At 54.9% G+C, this 17,391-nt stretch carries 17 protein-coding genes; 14 read left to right on the forward strand and 3 right to left on the reverse strand.

Going from position 1 to position 17,391, the window contains the following annotated elements:
* Nucleotides 1-78: 78 nt before the first annotated feature.
* Complete coding sequence (gene proP, locus OGX96_RS00145; RefSeq protein WP_198803158.1) at nucleotides 79-1,581, reverse strand: glycine betaine/L-proline transporter ProP; 1,503 nt, start codon at nucleotides 1,579-1,581, stop codon at nucleotides 79-81.
* A gap of 700 nt (nucleotides 1,582-2,281) precedes the next feature.
* Between proP and kdgT the strand changes: the two genes are divergently transcribed.
* Complete coding sequence (kdgT, locus tag OGX96_RS00150; RefSeq protein WP_003826735.1) at nucleotides 2,282-3,280, forward strand: 2-keto-3-deoxygluconate transporter; 999 nt, start codon at nucleotides 2,282-2,284, stop codon at nucleotides 3,278-3,280.
* 30 nt (nucleotides 3,281-3,310) lie between these two features.
* Here kdgT and OGX96_RS00155 read toward each other — a convergent pair whose 3' ends face one another.
* The gene (locus OGX96_RS00155; RefSeq protein ID WP_003826733.1) at nucleotides 3,311-4,204 is read right to left on the reverse strand and encodes a diguanylate cyclase regulator RdcB family protein; all 894 of its coding nucleotides are present in this window, start codon (nucleotides 4,202-4,204) and stop codon (nucleotides 3,311-3,313) included.
* Nucleotides 4,201-6,558: a clamp-binding protein CrfC gene (gene crfC, locus OGX96_RS00160; protein ID WP_048236322.1), complete on the reverse strand. Its 2,358-nt coding sequence runs from the start codon at nucleotides 6,556-6,558 to the stop codon at nucleotides 4,201-4,203. The genes OGX96_RS00155 and crfC overlap by 4 nt, the downstream gene beginning before the upstream one ends.
* A 541-nt stretch (nucleotides 6,559-7,099) precedes the next feature.
* On the opposite strand from crfC, the gene OGX96_RS00165 reads away from it, so the two are divergent.
* The 13 genes from OGX96_RS00165 (at nucleotide 7,100) to phnM (ending at nucleotide 17,389) form a co-directional block, all read left to right on the forward strand.
* Entirely contained in the window at nucleotides 7,100-7,435 is a 336-nt protein-coding gene (locus OGX96_RS00165; RefSeq protein WP_003031835.1) for a zinc ribbon domain-containing protein YjdM, read from the forward strand.
* Between the two features lie 139 nt (nucleotides 7,436-7,574).
* A complete protein-coding gene (gene yjdN, locus OGX96_RS00170) occupies nucleotides 7,575-8,024 on the forward strand; it encodes a VOC family metalloprotein YjdN (RefSeq protein ID WP_198803154.1) in 450 nt (149 codons plus the stop codon).
* A gap of 132 nt (nucleotides 8,025-8,156) precedes the next feature.
* The gene (gene phnC, locus OGX96_RS00175; protein WP_003826726.1) at nucleotides 8,157-8,945 is read left to right on the forward strand and encodes a phosphonate ABC transporter ATP-binding protein; all 789 of its coding nucleotides are present in this window, start codon (nucleotides 8,157-8,159) and stop codon (nucleotides 8,943-8,945) included.
* 23 nt (nucleotides 8,946-8,968) lie between these two features.
* Nucleotides 8,969-9,985 carry a phosphonate ABC transporter substrate-binding protein gene (gene phnD, locus OGX96_RS00180; protein WP_008786961.1) on the forward strand — a complete coding sequence of 339 codons (1,017 nt, stop codon included), beginning with the start codon at nucleotides 8,969-8,971 and terminating at the stop codon, nucleotides 9,983-9,985.
* A 133-nt stretch (nucleotides 9,986-10,118) separates the two neighbouring features.
* Nucleotides 10,119-10,898, forward strand: a complete 780-nt coding sequence (phnE, locus tag OGX96_RS00185) for a phosphonate ABC transporter, permease protein PhnE (protein ID WP_016155398.1) — start codon at nucleotides 10,119-10,121, stop codon at nucleotides 10,896-10,898.
* 20 nt (nucleotides 10,899-10,918) lie between these two features.
* Nucleotides 10,919-11,644: a phosphonate metabolism transcriptional regulator PhnF gene (phnF, locus tag OGX96_RS00190; protein WP_020996086.1), complete on the forward strand. Its 726-nt coding sequence runs from the start codon at nucleotides 10,919-10,921 to the stop codon at nucleotides 11,642-11,644.
* Nucleotides 11,645-12,097, forward strand: a complete 453-nt coding sequence (phnG, locus tag OGX96_RS00195) for a phosphonate C-P lyase system protein PhnG (RefSeq protein WP_008786958.1) — start codon at nucleotides 11,645-11,647, stop codon at nucleotides 12,095-12,097.
* Nucleotides 12,094-12,690, forward strand: a complete 597-nt coding sequence (gene phnH, locus OGX96_RS00200) for a phosphonate C-P lyase system protein PhnH (protein WP_008786957.1) — start codon at nucleotides 12,094-12,096, stop codon at nucleotides 12,688-12,690. Before phnG ends, phnH begins: the two co-directional genes overlap by 4 nt.
* Nucleotides 12,690-13,757, forward strand: a complete 1,068-nt coding sequence (locus tag OGX96_RS00205) for a carbon-phosphorus lyase complex subunit (protein WP_008786956.1) — start codon at nucleotides 12,690-12,692, stop codon at nucleotides 13,755-13,757. Before phnH ends, OGX96_RS00205 begins: the two co-directional genes overlap by 1 nt.
* 46 nt (nucleotides 13,758-13,803) lie before the next feature.
* Entirely contained in the window at nucleotides 13,804-14,595 is a 792-nt protein-coding gene (gene phnJ / locus OGX96_RS00210; protein WP_234096745.1) for an alpha-D-ribose 1-methylphosphonate 5-phosphate C-P-lyase PhnJ, read from the forward strand.
* Nucleotides 14,592-15,350, forward strand: a complete 759-nt coding sequence (gene phnK / locus OGX96_RS00215; RefSeq protein ID WP_003844769.1) for a phosphonate C-P lyase system protein PhnK — start codon at nucleotides 14,592-14,594, stop codon at nucleotides 15,348-15,350. The genes phnJ and phnK overlap by 4 nt, the downstream gene beginning before the upstream one ends.
* A gap of 219 nt (nucleotides 15,351-15,569) precedes the next feature.
* Nucleotides 15,570-16,256 carry a phosphonate C-P lyase system protein PhnL gene (phnL, locus tag OGX96_RS00220; RefSeq protein WP_003826708.1) on the forward strand — a complete coding sequence of 229 codons (687 nt, stop codon included), beginning with the start codon at nucleotides 15,570-15,572 and terminating at the stop codon, nucleotides 16,254-16,256.
* Complete coding sequence (phnM, locus tag OGX96_RS00225; protein WP_032942122.1) at nucleotides 16,253-17,389, forward strand: alpha-D-ribose 1-methylphosphonate 5-triphosphate diphosphatase; 1,137 nt, start codon at nucleotides 16,253-16,255, stop codon at nucleotides 17,387-17,389. Before phnL ends, phnM begins: the two co-directional genes overlap by 4 nt.
* Nucleotides 17,390-17,391: the final 2 nt, after the last annotated feature.

The raw sequence follows: 17,391 nt of genomic DNA on the forward strand, positions 1-17,391 counted from the left end.
AAGACACCTTATCCGGCCGACTGAGTACAATGCTGCCCGTAGGCCTGATAAACGTAGTGCCATCAGGCAATAACACCGTTACTCTTCAATACGCGGATGCTGCTGCACCAGACGCGTGCGCTTAACCTGTAGCTCAGCAATTTCCTGATCGATATCTTCGATTTTCTGTTCAATGTTATCGTAGTGTTCGCCGAGGATCTCTTTCGCTTCCTGAATATCCGAAGCAGCAGGTGTCGCTCCTTTCAGCGGCTGATTAGCCGTCTCTTTCATGGTCACGCCGGTAATTAAACCTACTACCGCAATCACCATCAGATAATAAGCAGGCATCATCAGATTCTGCGAGCTTTCCACCAGCCATGCGGCCAATGTCGGAGTCAGACCGGCGATCAATACCGAGATATTAAACGCGGCGGCCAGCGCACTGTAGCGAATATGCGTCGGGAACATCGCCGGTAACGTTGACGCCATCACCCCGGTAAAGCAGTTGAGGATCACCGCCAACATCAGCAACCCGGCGAAAATCAGGCCGATAACATTACTGTTAATCAGAATAAATGCCGGAATCGCCAGCACAAACAGCGCAACACTGCCCATTATCACAAACGGACGACGCCCGAAACGGTCGCTGAGCAACCCCATAATCGGCTGCACAAACAGCATACCAATCATGATGGCGATAATAATCAACACGCCGTGGTCTTCAGAGTAATGCAGGTTATGCGACAGATAGCTCGGCATATAGGTGAGCAGCATGTAGTAGGTGACGTTGGTGGCAATCACCAGACCAACACATGCCAACAGGCTGCGCCAGTGCTTAGTTGCAATCTCTTTAAACGAGACCTTAGGACCTTCCTGCAGACCCTGACGATCACCCTGCTCCAGTTTATCCACGTGCTGCTGGAACGCCGGCGTCTCTTCCAGCGCATGGCGCAGGTACAGACCAATCAGCCCTAACGGTAGAGCCAGGAAGAACGGAATACGCCAGCCCCACTCAAGGAAGTTATCCTCGCCGACGATAGTTGAGATCAGGACCACCACGCCCGCGCCCAGCACAAACCCGGCAATCGAGCCGAAGTCCAGCCAACTGCCCATAAATCCGCGCTTACGGTCTGGCGAGTACTCTGCGACAAAAATCGATGCCCCGGTATACTCTCCGCCGACCGAGAACCCCTGCGCCATCTTACACAGCAGCAGCAGAATCGGTGCCCAGATACCAATTGAGGCATACGAGGGAATAAGACCGATACAGAAGGTACTGATCGACATAATCACGATGGTGATAGCGAGTATCTTCTGACGACCGTATTTATCGCCGAGCATACCGAAGAACAATCCGCCAAGCGGTCGAATCAGAAAGGGAACAGAGAAGGTGGCGAGTGCGGCAACCATCTGCACGCTGGGGTCAGCCCCCGGGAAGAACACTTTACCTAATGCGTAAGCAACAAATCCATAAACACCAAAATCGAACCACTCCATCGCATTACCTAATGACGCTGCGGTAATGGCTTTTCGCAATTTACCGTCATCAATGATGGTAACGTCGCGCAGCGTTATCGGTTTTATTTTTTTCCTTTTTAGCATACTCGTCCTCATAGACTTAGCCCTGTCACGCTCCAGTTCGAGTCCCCCAACGCCGCATGCGTCAGGGTCATCACCGAGCGGGGAATGCACAGGCGCATTCCCTGTAACAAGCGTAGCAGGTTTACTTACACTGACGAGAAACGCGCAGTACAACCGAACCTGTTGACGCCTGATTGGGCGGTTAATGACCTCTTTACCCTAACAGCGTTTAAATTTGTGATCAACTTCACATATAGTTTTTCATTTCGTCAACATGCGTAAATTAGGTCATTCTTAGTCAGCTTTTTTACATGTAATGCTTGCGATTTAATGACAATTAAATACAAGAATAAATCGCTTTATTGCACCAACAATCACAGCAGTCACTATTATTCTGCTAGCAAAAAAACCACCTAATCCCTTCACAAAAAGATCACAGCTTTTTTAATAATCATGGTGCTTAAGAACTTTTGCGCGGAATATGTGATGAAGATAACTAAAACATCGTTTTATTTTGATTGAATCAATGTTCCTGTGAATGCAAACTAATTCCAGACGCAATATCCCTGGGAGCAGCAACACGCTCAACGTATGCCGCGTTAGATTTTATAAAACAAAGAGATAGCGATTTTCTTTGTTAAGAAACACCAGTAACTATTTGAATTTATTAATTTTTACCCTCTTGCGCGAGTTTTAGCAGCGACAAGACATGAGGACGTTTATGAAAATTAAAGCCACGATTGAACGCATCCCCGGCGGAATGATGTTGATTCCTCTGTTATTAGGCGCAGTGTTAAATACGTTAGCTCCGGATACCGGTGCGTATTTCGGTTCGTTTACCAAAGGAATGATCAGCGGAACGGTACCGATTCTGGCAGTGTGGTTTTTTTGTATCGGCGCATCTATCGATTTGCGAGCAACCGGTACGGTATTACGCAAGTCCGGTACGCTGGTAATAACCAAAATAGCCGTGGCGTGGGTAGTGGCAATGATTGCTGCTTCATTTATTCCTGATACCGGTATTCAAACCGGGTTCTTTGCAGGCCTCTCAGTTTTGGCAATTGTCTCCGCAATGGACATGACCAACGGTGGTTTGTACGCCAGCCTGATGAACCAGTACGGTACCAAAGAAGAGTCCGGCGCATTTGTGTTGATGTCTCTGGAATCCGGTCCGTTAATGACCATGGTGATCCTCGGCTCTGCGGGTCTGGCCTCCTTCGAGCCACACCATTTCATCGGCGCGGTATTACCGTTCCTGATTGGCTTTACGTTGGGCAACCTGGATCACGACCTGCGTTCTTTCTTCAGCAAAGCCACACCGGTGTTGATCCCGTTCTTCGGCTTCGCGTTGGGTAACACTATTAACCTGAGCGTGATCGTTGATACCGGTCTGCTGGGTATCCTGCTGGGTGTCGCGGTTATCGTCATCACCGGTATCCCGCTGATTATTGCTGACCGTGTTATTGGTGGCGGGAACGGTACAGCAGGCGTCGCAGCCTCTTCAGCAGCAGGTGCTGCGGTAGCAAACCCGGTGATTATCGCCCAGATTAACCCGGCGTTCGAACCGGTTGCCGCATCCGCTACGGCGCTGGTTGCCGCCAGCGTAATTGTCACCGCCATTCTGGTGCCGATTATCACCGCGCTGTACGCCAAACGTTTTAATAAAAACCTGGTCGCCAACGAAGCGGTGGCCACCCCGGCAGACTCTCTGCACCACTAAACCTGCCTTTATCCTACTCACCAGCCCTGCTCAATTGACGAGCAGGGTCGGTGCAAAAATCTCCTCAACCATCGCATCGACCAGCCGCTTTGCCGAACACAATCGCGGCATTCCCAGCGCCACATTTTGCCAACGCTGCGTCACCGACCAGCTTACCGGATGACGTTGCGCATCGCACCAGCTCCCCAGCCAGCTCAGCATATCGTTATACTCGCCCGATCCGCCGACAGCTGGCGTGCTGAGCCAATGATGATAATAATGACGCGTAGCGGGCGCTGCATTCACGCTGTCCGCCAATGCCTGAGCCGCCATGGTTCGCAGGTTATCTTTTAGCATTAACACCACATCGGCATTCGCTAACCGGCAGGCATCACCAAAAGCTCCCCAACGTAGCTCCTCCAGCGCGACAAAACAGCGTCCTGGTAACGACCAGCCGTCATACGCGCCAGCCCGCCAGCGGGTAAAAATTTGTTCGCTATGCTCGCCCGCCTGAACCGTGAGGCCGCGCTGGGTCAGCGCCTTCTCTTTATACGCCGCGCGTTGGGTAAACCAGTCAGTCAGTGAATTTATTTGCTGTAAAAGACCGGGGGTTGAAAGCCCACGCGGGTGTTCTGTTTGTTGCAAAAACATCAGCCCTTCGGCGATCCGTACTAGCGCCAGATGACCCGGATCAATCATGCCTGCCAGCTTCTCCACCAGCTTAAGGCGCATCACCAGATGCTCGCTGGACACTCCCGCCATCACCCACGCACGCAGTTGCGTCTGGGATAACACTTCCTGCGTCAGACGCGCACGCAGCCGCTGCTGCTGTTGCAGAAAACCGCCGGAACGTTTGGTTTCATCTCCCTGAACCAGATCGACCATAAACTTCGGGTAGACACACTCCAGCGTCCTCCCGGGGCCTTCCAGTAAAACGTTAGTCATGTGTGCTCGGTTGCAAAAAGGGTATTGATATCGTCACGCAGCAATCGGGAATCTTCATAAAGCCATGCCGCAATCGTAATGCGCTGCTGCAATTGCTCATTCATTGCATTCACCGCGGATTCATTTTGTTGGCGTAGCGTCAGACTCTCACTCAGACTCGCCTGCAATTGCGCCAGGCACAGAGAGAAATCAGCAAAAAATGTGGCCATGCCAGCCGTAACGGAGATATCGACCTGAGCAGCTAAAGCTTTACGAATTTGTTGGCAAAACTGGGAAACGTACTGCACAAGGTTTTTATGCAATGCGCCCATATCAATGAGATAACGCGTTTTTGTTTCGACGTAATCATTCCATCCCCAGTTGGGTTGATTTAGCCAACGAGAGAAAGTGTCACGCACCACACCGCCAGTAGACGGCGCATTTTCTGCCGGAATATCCTGCTCAATGGCCTCGTTAAACAATTGGCGGGTATTGAAATTAAACATCGCCGTATGGAACGCTGGAAAACGGATCCGCGCACGAAAACCGGCGTGGTTTAGCTCCTCTTTCACCCTTTGCTCAATTGGCCGCATCGCGTCATTTAGCGCCCGGGAGAGCGTCGACTCAAGCTGTTCAAAACGCAGGGCTAAGTCCCGGCTGATGCTTTCCTGCGCCGCCAGCAATACCCCCTCACAGGACGAGCGAATTTTATCTAACACAATTTTCGCCTGCCCTTCATCATGCAACACCAACATCTCTCCGGCCATTTCTGCCGTATTCACAGCATTCCCCAGACCGTGTTGTGACATCATCAGGACGTTTTCTTTGACAAAGAACGTGTTGATACCGCAAAGAATCTCAGTCTGTTGCTCACTGAGATAGGCAGCAGCAGCCTCCAGCGCCAGTTCTACTTCATGGCTGACTTCATCGCTCACCCGCCCCTGGCTCACTTCTAACTGCTGCATATCCTCTTCAATATGCGTGATGTTCAGCCGCAGTTTGTCATAGGCGACCGTTAACCCGTGGGCGCGAAATTCCAGATATTCGTGCACGCTTTGTGCATAGTTCAATAACTTATGTGACGCTGAGCGAAGCGCATACAACGAAGCATTAGCATAAGCGGCGTGGATCACTTTCTGAATTGGCTGTTCAAACAGCGAGTCTTCCCACAACAGGTCGGCGGCATGGCGGATGTGTTCTGTATCGTCAAGATCGGTGGTGCGCCAGCGTCTGCCAAGCGCCGCTTCGGCAAAATCCTGCACCCAACGTTGCTCCTGATGATCCGGCAGTCGCCCGCGCGTCGTCAGCTCATGACGCGCCCTGTTCGCCAGATAGCCCCACATTGAGGAGACCGGATAAATTCTTTCAGGGGCAATTCCGCCTTGCATCAACGTGCCGGAAATCAACGCCCGCACCTGTTCTTCATCATCACTGTTGCGGTCTTTCTGATCGAACTTGTTCACCAGCGCATACAGCGGTACTGACTTGCCGACCGCCATAATCGCCTGACGCACTTCCTCATCGGAAATCGATTTCAGTTGGGTGTAATCCAACACCGCCAGCACCGCAGAGGCCCGCACCAGCTGTTCATTGAGCATTTTTTGTAAGTGCGGTTGTCCTGCCTCGTTCGGCCCCGGCGTATCCAGCAGCGTTAATTGCCCTGGGTAGCTTGCCTGTCCGGCCAAATGGACAAACTCAACTTCAATAACCGGAATATGCTCAATCGCGGCATAGGCGGCAAAAGGAAAATCAACGTCCAATGCTTTTGACAGGCGCACCAGGTCGTTCAGGCTTTTAAGGCAATGGAAAATAGGCTGTGCGCCAAGATAATACCGTTCAAATGCCACACCATTTTCAATATGTTGCAGCAGGACATTCATATCCTTGTCAATTTCCAGGGTCTGCGTAAGACGCAGGCGATCGCACTCGCGCACGCGCTGCTGCAAAACCTTCATTAAGGCATCGATCGGCGCGACATGTGAAAAATGCAGCACCGGCTCTTTCTGCCCCGGCGTATGGCGTATTAGCGTTGGTAACGCCGTCATGGGGCGATTACGATTAGGTAACACCTCTGTCCCCACAATCGCGTTAATCGTCGTCGATTTTCCCGCTTTCATCGTGCCAACAATCGCCAGCACCATTTCCAGACGCGTAATCTTGCGCAGCTCATTATTGAGCGTTGCTTGCTGGACATCCATGCCACGCGCGCTGAAATGCAGGGGCTGAACAACCTGACTGCTATGCTCTCCTTGTTTTAGCGCGACATCATCCAACGACGTCATAGGCAATTTTTGCAATTGCCTGAGATGTTCAAGCGAGAGCATCAGCAAGCGTTCCGCTTCCTGACTTAATTCATATATTGTCTGTGTGTGCATGGAAAATTTTTCCTTAACGCAAATGGCATTGCTTTTATTTAGCCCAATCGTTTTATTTATAGATTTTTTGGCTTTTATAATTACGTATAGAAATAATTAAAATCAAAACAACCAATTGATATTATTAAAATAAATTTGGTGTATAACCGCTGGCCTGATGCCTCTCACTTATGAAAATAAGTAAGAAAGATAGACAGCGTAGTTCAGTTTTAAAAAATGCCAGCGGAATCCCCCTACTAAATTTAAGGGGGTCAATGATATTCAATCACAATGACTTAGGCATTTCTAAGCAATGTTACCTATGAATATCAGATATTTCGCCTCACCTTATCTTAAATATCTAAGCGTAGCAATTTCCCTTAAAAAATATTCCGCCATACTTTCATTGAGGTGAAAGCAAAGGGTCTTTACAGCAGATCATTTTGCGTAATCGCGCAGTAGTCCCGACAAATGCAGGGATTTTATGTATAATTGCGGCCTTTTTCGGCAATCTGCCATTTTTTGGGCGCATTTGCCCCTGCTGACTTTTGAGGAAATCCACATGTCATTACCACACTGCCCGCAATGCAACTCCGAATACACTTACGAAGATAACGGCATGTTCATCTGCCCGGAATGCGCTCACGAATGGAACGATGCTGAACCGGCGCAGGACAGCGACGAACTGATCGTTAAAGATGCCAACGGCAACCTGCTGGCTGACGGCGACAGCGTTACCGTCGTGAAAGACCTGAAGGTAAAAGGTAGCTCTTCCATGCTGAAGATTGGTACCAAAGTGAAAAACATTCGTTTGGTTGAAGGTGACCACAACATCGATTGCAAAATCGATGGCTTTGGCCCAATGAAGCTGAAATCTGAGTTTGTGAAAAAGAACTGATGCAAATTGCCTGATAGCGCGACGCTAATCAGGCCAACACCAGCTCATCTGCCAGGCGGGAAGCTCATACTTCCCGCCTGGTTTATTTTTGCAGACGCTAACTACACTTAATTGGCTTCTTTTACCTGAGGTAAAGATTATGCCGTTAAGTCCCTATATCTCCTTTGCAGGCAACTGCGCTGACGCTATCGCCTACTATCAAAAAACGTTAGGCGCTGAGCTACTCTACAAAATCAACTTCGGTGAAATGCCCAAATCGGCGCAGGATAGCGAAGATGGTTGCCCTTCAGGCTTGAAATTCCCCGACACTGCCATCGCCCACGCCAACCTGCGCGTTGCGGGCAGTGACATCATGATGAGCGATAGCGCCCCGGACGGAAATGCTCACTACTCTGGCTTCACGCTGGTGCTCGACACGCAAAACGTCGATGAAGGCAAACGCTGGTTTGATAATCTGACAGCAAACGGAAAAATCGAAATGGACTGGCAGGAAACCTTCTGGGCCCACGGTTTCGGTAAAGTGAGCGACCAGTATGGCGTGCCGTGGATGATCAACGTTGTCAAACAACAGCAACCCCCTACAGAGTAATCCAACGGGAGGCCAGCCCTCCCGTACTGTCATCAAATAGCGCTCAACTCTTCATCGTCGAGTAACCATCCCTTAACGAAAACGTCACATTGATCCGCCACGATGGGGCCACTTTTTTAGGGAGGCCGCATCATGCAAACGATTATTCGCGTCGAGAAACTCTCCAAGTCCTTCAATCAACATCAGGCGCTCAATGCGGTTGATCTGAACATCTGTTCCGGTGAGATGGTGGCTCTGCTTGGGCCGTCTGGCTCCGGCAAATCCACCCTTTTACGTCATTTAAGCGGTTTGATCACCGGTGATAAATCCCCCGGCAGCCGCGTCGAGCTGCTGGGCCGCACCGTTCAACATGAAGGCCGCCTGGCGCGCGATATCCGCAAAAGCCGCGCCCACACCGGCTACATCTTCCAGCAGTTCAATCTGGTGAACCGCCTGACAGTGCTGGAGAACGTCCTGATTGGTGCGCTCGGCAGCACGCCGTTCTGGCGTACCTGTTTTAGCTGGTTTAGCCAGGAACAAAAACAGCGTGCATTACAGGCGCTGACCCGTGTGGGCATGGCGCACTTTGCATACCAGCGCGTTTCCACGCTTTCGGGCGGTCAGCAGCAGCGTGTCGCAATCGCCCGCGCGCTGATGCAGCAGGCCAAAGTGATCCTCGCCGATGAGCCGATTGCTTCGCTGGACCCGGAATCCGCACGCATCGTGATGGACACCCTACGCGATATAAACCAGACCGACGGCATCACCGTGGTCGTCACGCTGCATCAGGTGGATTACGCCCTGCGCTACTGCGAACGCATCGTCGCGCTGCGCCAGGGCAACGTCTTCTTTGATGGCAGCAGCCAGCATTTTGATAACGATCGTTTTGACCATCTCTACCGCAGCATGAACCGCGTCGAACAGAACGCGCAGGCTGCCTGACATCCCCACAATGAGGAATGGAAATGAGCTATAAGACCGTTGCCGCGCTGGCTTTCACCAGCATGTTTAGTCTCAGCACACTGCTCACCCCGGCCCATGCCGAAGAGCAAGAAAAAGCGCTGAACTTTGGCATTATTTCGACCGAATCACAGCAAAATCTGAAACCGCAGTGGGAACCGTTCCTGAAGGACATGGAAAAATCACTGGGCGTGAAAGTGAACGCCTTCTTCGCCCCGGACTACGCCGGGATCATCCAGGGAATGCGCTTTAACAAAGTTGATATCGCCTGGTACGGCAACCTCTCGGCAATGGAAGCGGTGGATCGCGCTAACGGGCAAGTGTTTGCCCAGACCGTCGCCGCCGACGGATCCCCAGGTTACTGGAGCGTGTTGATCGTTAACAAAGACAGTCCGATCAATAACCTGAACGATCTGATCGCCAAACGTAAGGATCTGACCTTCGGCAACGGCGATCCCAACTCAACGTCAGGCTTCCTCGTCCCCGGCTACTACGTCTTCGCCAAAAACAACATCTCCGCCAGCGACTTCAAACGCACCGTTAACGCCGGACACGAAACCAACGCGCTGGCCGTCGCCAACAAGCAGGTCGATGTCGCCACCAACAACACCGAAAACCTCGACAAGCTGAAAACTTCCGCACCGGAAAAACTGAAAGAGCTGAAGGTGATCTGGAAGTCGCCGCTGATCCCGGGCGATCCGATCGTTTGGCGTAAAAACCTCTCCGAAACCACCAAGGACAAGGTGTACGACTTCTTTATGAATTACGGCAAAACGCCGGAACAGAAAACCGTACTGGAACGCCTGGGATGGGCACCGTTCCGCGCCTCCAGCGATCTGCAACTGGTGCCGATTCGCCAGTTGGCACTGTTTAAAGAGATGCAGGGTGTGAAGGACAACAAAGGGCTGAACGAGGAAGAGAAAACCAGCAAAACCTCGGCATTGAAAGCGCAGCTCGATGACCTTGACCGTCTGACCGCCGCACTGGGCGCTATGACCAGCGTCACCAAAGCGGTGCAGTAAACCTGGTGACCAAATTGTAGGCCTGATAAGCGCAGCGCCATCAGGCAATGCAAGGGATTCCATGCCGGATGGCGGTGCCAGCACCTTATCCGGCCTACAACAGACCCGAAACATCGACACCCAGGAGCTAAACATGCAAACCATCACCGTCGCCCCGCCCAAACGTAGCTGGTTCTCGCTGCTGAGCTGGGCCATTCTTCTCGCCGTGCTGGTGGTCTCGTGGAAAGGTGCCGAAATGGCCCCGCTCACGCTGATCCAGGATTCCGGCAATATGGCGACCTTCGCCGCCGACTTCTTCCCGCCGGACTTCAGCCAGTGGCAGGACTATCTCGGTGAAATGGCCGTCACCCTGCAAATTGCCGTCTGGGGGACTGCCCTCGCCGTTGTGCTGTCGATTCCCTTCGGCCTGATGTGCGCCGATAACCTCGTGCCGTGGTGGATTTACCAGCCGATGCGTCGCCTGATGGACGCCTGCCGCGCCATCAATGAAATGGTCTTCGCCATGCTGTTCGTGGTCGCCGTCGGGTTAGGCCCATTCGCCGGGGTGATGGCGCTGTTTATCCACACTACCGGGGTGCTCTCCAAGCTGCTTTCCGAAGCGGTAGAAGCTATTGAGCCAGGTCCGGTAGAAGGCATTCGCGCCACCGGTGCCAACAAAATTGAAGAGATTCTGTACGGCGTTCTGCCACAGGTCATGCCGCTGCTTATTTCCTACTCGCTGTATCGCTTTGAATCCAACGTTCGCTCGGCCACGGTGGTCGGAATGGTGGGTGCAGGCGGTATTGGCGTGACCTTATGGGAAGCGATTCGCGGCTTTCAGTTCCAGCAAACCTGCGCCTTGATGGTGTTAATCATCGTCACCGTCAGCCTGTTGGATTTCCTTTCCCAGCGTTTGCGTAAGCACTTTATCTGATTAGCGAGGCATTGATTGCTATGCACTTGTCTACACATCCGACCAGTTATCCAACGCGTTATCAGGAAATTGCCGCGAGACTTGAGCAGGAGCTACGTCAACATTATCGCTGCGGTGACTATCTGCCCGCCGAGCATCAGCTTGCCGCGCGCTACGAGGTAAACCGCCACACCCTGCGCCGCGCCATTGACCAGTTGGTTGAACGCGGTTGGGTTCAGCGTCGTCAGGGCGTCGGCGTGCTGGTGCTGATGCGCCCGTTCGATTACCCGCTTAATGCCCAGGCGCGCTTTAGTCAGAATCTGCTGGACCAGGGCAGCCATCCCACCAGCGAAAAACTGCTGGCGGTGCTGCGTCCGGCCTCCAGCCACATTGCCGATGCGCTCAGCATAAACGAGGGCGATAACGTGATTCACCTGCGCACCCTGCGCCGGGTTAACGGCATCGCACTGTGCCAGATCGACCACTATTTTTCCGACCTCTCGCTGTGGCCGCTGCTGCAAGGCTTCAACAGCGGTTCGCTGCATGACTACCTGCGCGAACAGTCCGGTCTGACGCTGCTACGCACGCAAACGCGCATCAGCGCCCGCCGTGCGCAGGCCAAAGAGAGCAAGGTGCTGGAAATCCCCAATATGGCGCCGCTGCTGTGCGTGCGCACCCTGAACCACCGTGAAGGCGAAGAACACGCGGCGGAATACTCCGTCAGCCTGACCCGCGCCGACATGATCGAATTCACTATGGAGCACTGAATGCATTTCGATACCGCCACTCGCCAGCGCTGGATGCGCGCGCTGGCTTACAGCAATGCCGATGCCCTGAACGCCCGCATCACCGCGCTCAAACTGACGCCGGACTATGAACTTATCCGCGCCCCGGAAAGCGGACTGATGCAGATCCAGGCCCGTATGGGCGGTACCGGCAACCGCTTCTTTGCCGGTGACACCACGCTAACTCGCGCAGTGGTACGCCTGAAGAGCGGCACGCTGGGTTACAGCTACCTGCTGGGACGCAATAAACAACATGCCGAGCAGTGCGCGGTGATTGACGCACTGCTGCAGGAACAAACGCATTTCCAGAACCTAATGGAAACCTTAATTGCCCCGCTGGAAGCGGAACGCGATGCGCTGATTAACGCACGCCGTGCCGAAGTCAACGCCAGCCGGGTCGACTTCTTCACGCTGGTACGCGGAGATAACGCATGACACGATCTACAGCACTTCTGACCGCTTTTAATTTACCCGTTCAGGATGCTCAGCAGAGCTTTCGTCGCCTGCTGAAGGCCATGAGCGAGCCGGGCGTAATCGTCGCCCTGCATCAACTGAAACACGGCTGGCAGCCGCTGGGCCTGGCAACCACCAGCGTGCTGCTGACCCTGGTCGATGGCGACACGCCGGTCTGGCTGGCGCCGTCGATGGATAACGATATTGCCCGCCAGAACCTGCGTTTTCATACCAACGCGCCGCTGGTGGATCAGCCGCAGCTGGCGGCCTTTGCCGTCGCCGACGAGCGCATCAGCAGCGAACAGCTTAACGCCCTCTCCGCCGGTTCAGCCGTCGCGCCAGAGACCAGCGCCACGCTGATTGTGCAGGTCTCTGGCTTAAGCGGCGGACGCATGCTGCGTCTGACCGGAGCGGGCATTGCCGAAGAGCGCATGATCGCGCCACAGCTGCCGGAATGTCTGATTCACGAACTCACCGAACGCCCGCACCCGTTCCCACTGGGGGTCGATCTGATCCTCACCTGCGGCGAACGCCTGCTGGCTATTCCGCGAACCACCCATGTGGAGGTGTGCTGATGTACGTCGCCGTCAAAGGGGGCGAAAAGGCGATAGCCAACGCCCACGCCCTGCAGGAAAACCGACGCCGGGGCGATGAAACCATTGCTGAACTGAGCGTGGCACAAATCGAACAGCAGATGAACCTGGCCGTTGACCGGGTGATGACCGAAGGCGGTATTGCCGACCGTGAACTGGCGGCACTGGCGCTGAAGCAGGCCAGCGGCGATAACGTCGAAGCCATCTTTTTGCTCCGCGCCTACCGCACTACGCTGGCAAAAGTGGCGGTCAGTGAACCGGTTAACAGCGCAGAAATGCGCCTTGAGCGCCGAATCTCGGCGGTCTACAAAGATATTCCCGGCGGGCAACTGTTGGGTCCAACCTATGACTACACCCATCGCTTACTGGATTTTACCCTGCTGGCCAATGGCGAAACGCCGCCCCTGCGCAGCGCAGACGCCGTACAGGATGCCTCCCCGCACGTCTTTTCCCTGCTGGCCAACCAGGGACTGGCAAAGCGTGAAGAGGATGATGGCGCGACACCCGACGACATCACCCGCACACCGCCGGTTTATCCCTGTTCACGTGCTTCACGCCTGCAACAGCTGATGCGCGGCGACGAAGGCTATCTGCTGGCGCTGGCCTACTCCACCCAGCGCGGCTACGGGCGCAATCACCCGTTTGCCGCCGAAATCCGCAGCGGCTATGTGGAACTGGAAACGGTGCCGGAAGAGCTGGGATTTGCGGTTAACGTCGGCGAACTGCTGATGACCGAATGTGAAATGGTGAACGGGTTTGTCGCACCAGAAAACGAATCCCCCCATTTTACCCGCGGCTACGGGCTGGTGTTCGGTATGAGCGAACGTAAAGCGATGGCGATGGCGCTGGTGGACCGCGCCCTACAGGCAGCCGAATACGATGAAACGGTCACAGGACCGGCGCAGGACGAAGAGTTCGTGCTGGCGCATGCGGATAACGTCGAGGCGGCGGGTTTTGTTTCGCACCTCAAACTTCCCCATTACGTCGATTTCCAGGCCGAACTGGAACTGCTCAAACGCCTGCAACAGGAGGCCACCCGTGACCACTAACCTCTCCGGCTACAACTTTGCGTATCTTGATGAGCAGACCAAGCGCATGATCCGCCGCGCCATTCTGAAAGCGGTGGCAATCCCGGGTTACCAGGTCCCGTTTGGCGGACGTGAGATGCCGATGCCCTACGGCTGGGGAACCGGCGGTATTCAGCTTACCGCCAGCGTGATTGGCGAGCCGGACGTACTGAAGGTGATTGACCAGGGCGCAGACGACACCACTAACGCCGTGTCGATTCGTAATTTCTTCAAGCGTGTGACCGGGGTGAATACCACTGAGCGTACGGAAGATGCGACGCTGATCCAGACCCGCCACCGCATCCCGGAAACGCCGCTGGTGGAAGATCAGATAATCATCTTCCAGGTACCGATCCCTGAGCCGCTGCGCTTTATCGAACCGCGTGAAACGGAAACTCGCACCATGCACGCGCTGGAAGAGTACGGCATCATGCAGGTGAAACTGTATGAAGATATCGCCCGCTTCGGCCATATCGCCACCACTTACGCCTATCCGGTGAAGGTCAATAACCGCTACGTCATGGACCCGTCGCCCATCCCGAAATTCGACAATCCAAAGATGGACATGATGCCAGCCCTGCAACTGTTTGGCGCTGGCCGCGAAAAGCGTATCTATGCCGTTCCACCTTACACCCGCGTGGAAAGCCTCGATTTCGACGATCACCCGTTTACCGTGCAGAGCTGGGATGAGCCTTGCGCCATCTGCGGCTCAACCCACAGCTATCTCGATGAAGTGGTGCTCGATGACACCGGCAAACGCATGTTTGTCTGCTCCGACACCGACTACTGCCGCCAACAGAGCGAGGCCCTCAGCAAATGACGCAACCGCTGCTTTCAGTCAACAACCTGACCCATCTCTACGCGCCGGGCAAGGGCTTCAGCGATGTCTCTTTTGACCTGTGGCCAGGCGAAGTGCTGGGCATCGTCGGCGAGTCCGGTTCCGGCAAAACCACGCTGCTGAAATCGATCTCTTCACGGCTGACGCCGCAGAGCGGTGAGATTTTGTATCAGAACCGTTCGCTGTACGGCATGAACGAGGCCGACCGTCGCCGTCTGCTGCGCACCGAATGGGGCGTAGTGCATCAGCATCCGCTGGATGGCCTGCGCCGTCAGGTCTCCGCAGGCGGCAATATCGGCGAACGTCTGATGGCCACCGGCGCGCGTCACTACGGCGACATCCGCGCCACCGCGCAGCGCTGGCTGGAGGAGGTAGAGATCCCTGCCTCGCGTATCGACGATCTACCCACCACCTTTTCTGGCGGCATGCAGCAACGCCTGCAGATTGCCCGCAACCTCGTCACCCATCCCAAACTGGTGTTTATGGACGAACCTACCGGCGGGCTGGACGTTTCCGTACAGGCCAAACTGCTGGACCTGCTGCGCGGCCTGGTGGTGGAACTGGATCTGGCGGTAGTGATTGTCACCCACGATTTGGGCGTCGCGCGCCTGTTGGCCGACCGCTTGCTGGTGATGAAGCAAGGTCAGGTGGTGGAAAGTGGGTTAACCGACCGCGTGCTCGACGATCCGCATCATCCGTATACCCAGCTGCTGGTGTCGTCGGTGTTGCAGAACTGATTTTTTGTTGTGCCGGATGGCGGCTGCGCCTTATCCGGCCTACGGAGTGGCATCGCTTGTGCCGGATGGCGGCTATGCCTTATCCGGCCTACGGAGCGGCATCGCTTGTGCCGGATGGCGGCTACGCCTTATCCGGCCTACGGAGCGGCATTGGTTGTAGGCCTGATAAGCGAAGCGCCATCCGGCAATCGAACGCAAAAATGTCTAAAGAGGCTAAAAATGAACGCGATCCGCGTTGAAAATGTCAGTAAAACCTTTGTCCTGCATCAGCAAAACGGCGTGCGTCTGCCAGTGCTGCAAAACGCCACTCTGGACGTTAAAAGCGGCGAATGCGTGGTGCTGCACGGTCACTCGGGCAGCGGCAAATCCACATTGCTGCGTTCGCTGTACGCCAACTACCTGCCGGATGAAGGACACATCCACATCCGTCACAGCGATGAATGGGTCGATCTGGTGCAGGCCCCGGCGCGCAAAGTACTGGAAGTTCGCCGTTCAACCATCGGCTGGGTGAGCCAGTTCCTGCGCGTGATCCCGAGGATTTCCGCGCTGGATGTGGTGATGCAACCGCTGCTGGATCTGGGGGTCTCCCGTGAGGAGTGTGCAGCCAAAGCAGCTAACCTGCTTACCCGCCTGAACGTGCCGGAGCGGTTGTGGCACCTGGCGCCGTCGACCTTTTCCGGCGGCGAACAGCAGCGCGTCAACATCGCTCGCGGGTTTATCGTCGATTACCCAATTCTTCTGCTCGATGAGCCTACCGCCTCGCTGGACGCCAAAAACAGCGCCGCCGTCGTCGCATTAATTGAAGAGGCGAAAGCCCGCGGCGCAGCAATTGTCGGCATTTTTCACGATCAAACCGTGCGCGACCGCGTAGCGGATCGTCTGCATCTGATGGGAACAACAGCATGATTATCAATAATGTAAAGCTGGTACTGGAAGATGAAGTGGTGCAAGGATCGCTGGAAATCGAGGGCGGGGTCATTCGCACCTTTGCAGAAAGTCCGAGCAGCCTACCTGAGGCGCTGGACGGCGAAGGCGGCTGGCTGCTACCAGGGCTTATCGAGCTGCATACCGATAATCTCGACAAATTTTTCACCCCGCGCCCGAAGGTAGACTGGCCTGCCCACTCGGCGATGAGCAGCCACGACGCGCTAATGGTCGCCAGCGGCATTACCACCGTGCTGGACGCGGTGGCAATTGGCGATGTGCGCGACGGCGGCGACCGTCTGGAAAATCTGGAGAAGATGATCAATGCGGTCGAAGAGACGCAAAAGCGCGGGGTCAATCGCGCCGAGCATCGCCTGCACCTGCGCTGTGAGCTGCCGCATCACACTACCCTGCCGCTGTTTGAAAAGCTGGTCGGCCGCGAGCCGGTAACGCTGGTGTCACTGATGGATCACTCGCCAGGCCAGCGTCAGTTCGCCAATCGCGAGAAGTACCGCGAGTATTATCAAGGCAAGTATTCGCTCACCGACGAGCAGATGGCCCGCTATGAAGAAGAACAGTTAGCGCTGGCGGCGCGTTGGTCACAGCCCAATCGCACGGCGATTGCCCAGATGTGTCGTGAGCGCCAGATTGCGCTGGCGAGCCATGATGATGCCACCCATGATCATGTGCTGGAATCGCACCAGCTTGGCAGCGTGATCGCCGAATTCCCCACTACCTTCGAAGCGGCTGAAGCCTCGCGCCAGCATGGTATGAACGTGCTGATGGGGGCGCCCAACATCGTGCGCGGCGGTTCTCACTCCGGCAACGTGGCCGCGCATAAGCTGGCTGAGCTGGGGCTTTTGGATATTCTCTCTTCCGACTACTACCCCGCCAGCCTGCTCGATGCGGCGTTTCGCGTAGCGGACGACGACGCCAACCGCTTTACGCTGCCACAGGCCATTCGTCTGGTGACCCGCAATCCGGCGCGGGCATTAAATCTCGACGATCGTGGCGTTGTTGCCGAAGGCAAACGCGCGGATCTGGTGCTGGCACACCGCAAAGGCGGCAACATCCATATCGACCACGTCTGGCGTCAGGGCAAAAGGGTATTCTGACT

The sequence above is a fragment of the Citrobacter sp. Cpo100 genome, assembly GCF_030332595.1.
Classification (GTDB): Bacteria; Pseudomonadota; Gammaproteobacteria; order Enterobacterales; family Enterobacteriaceae; genus Citrobacter; species Citrobacter portucalensis.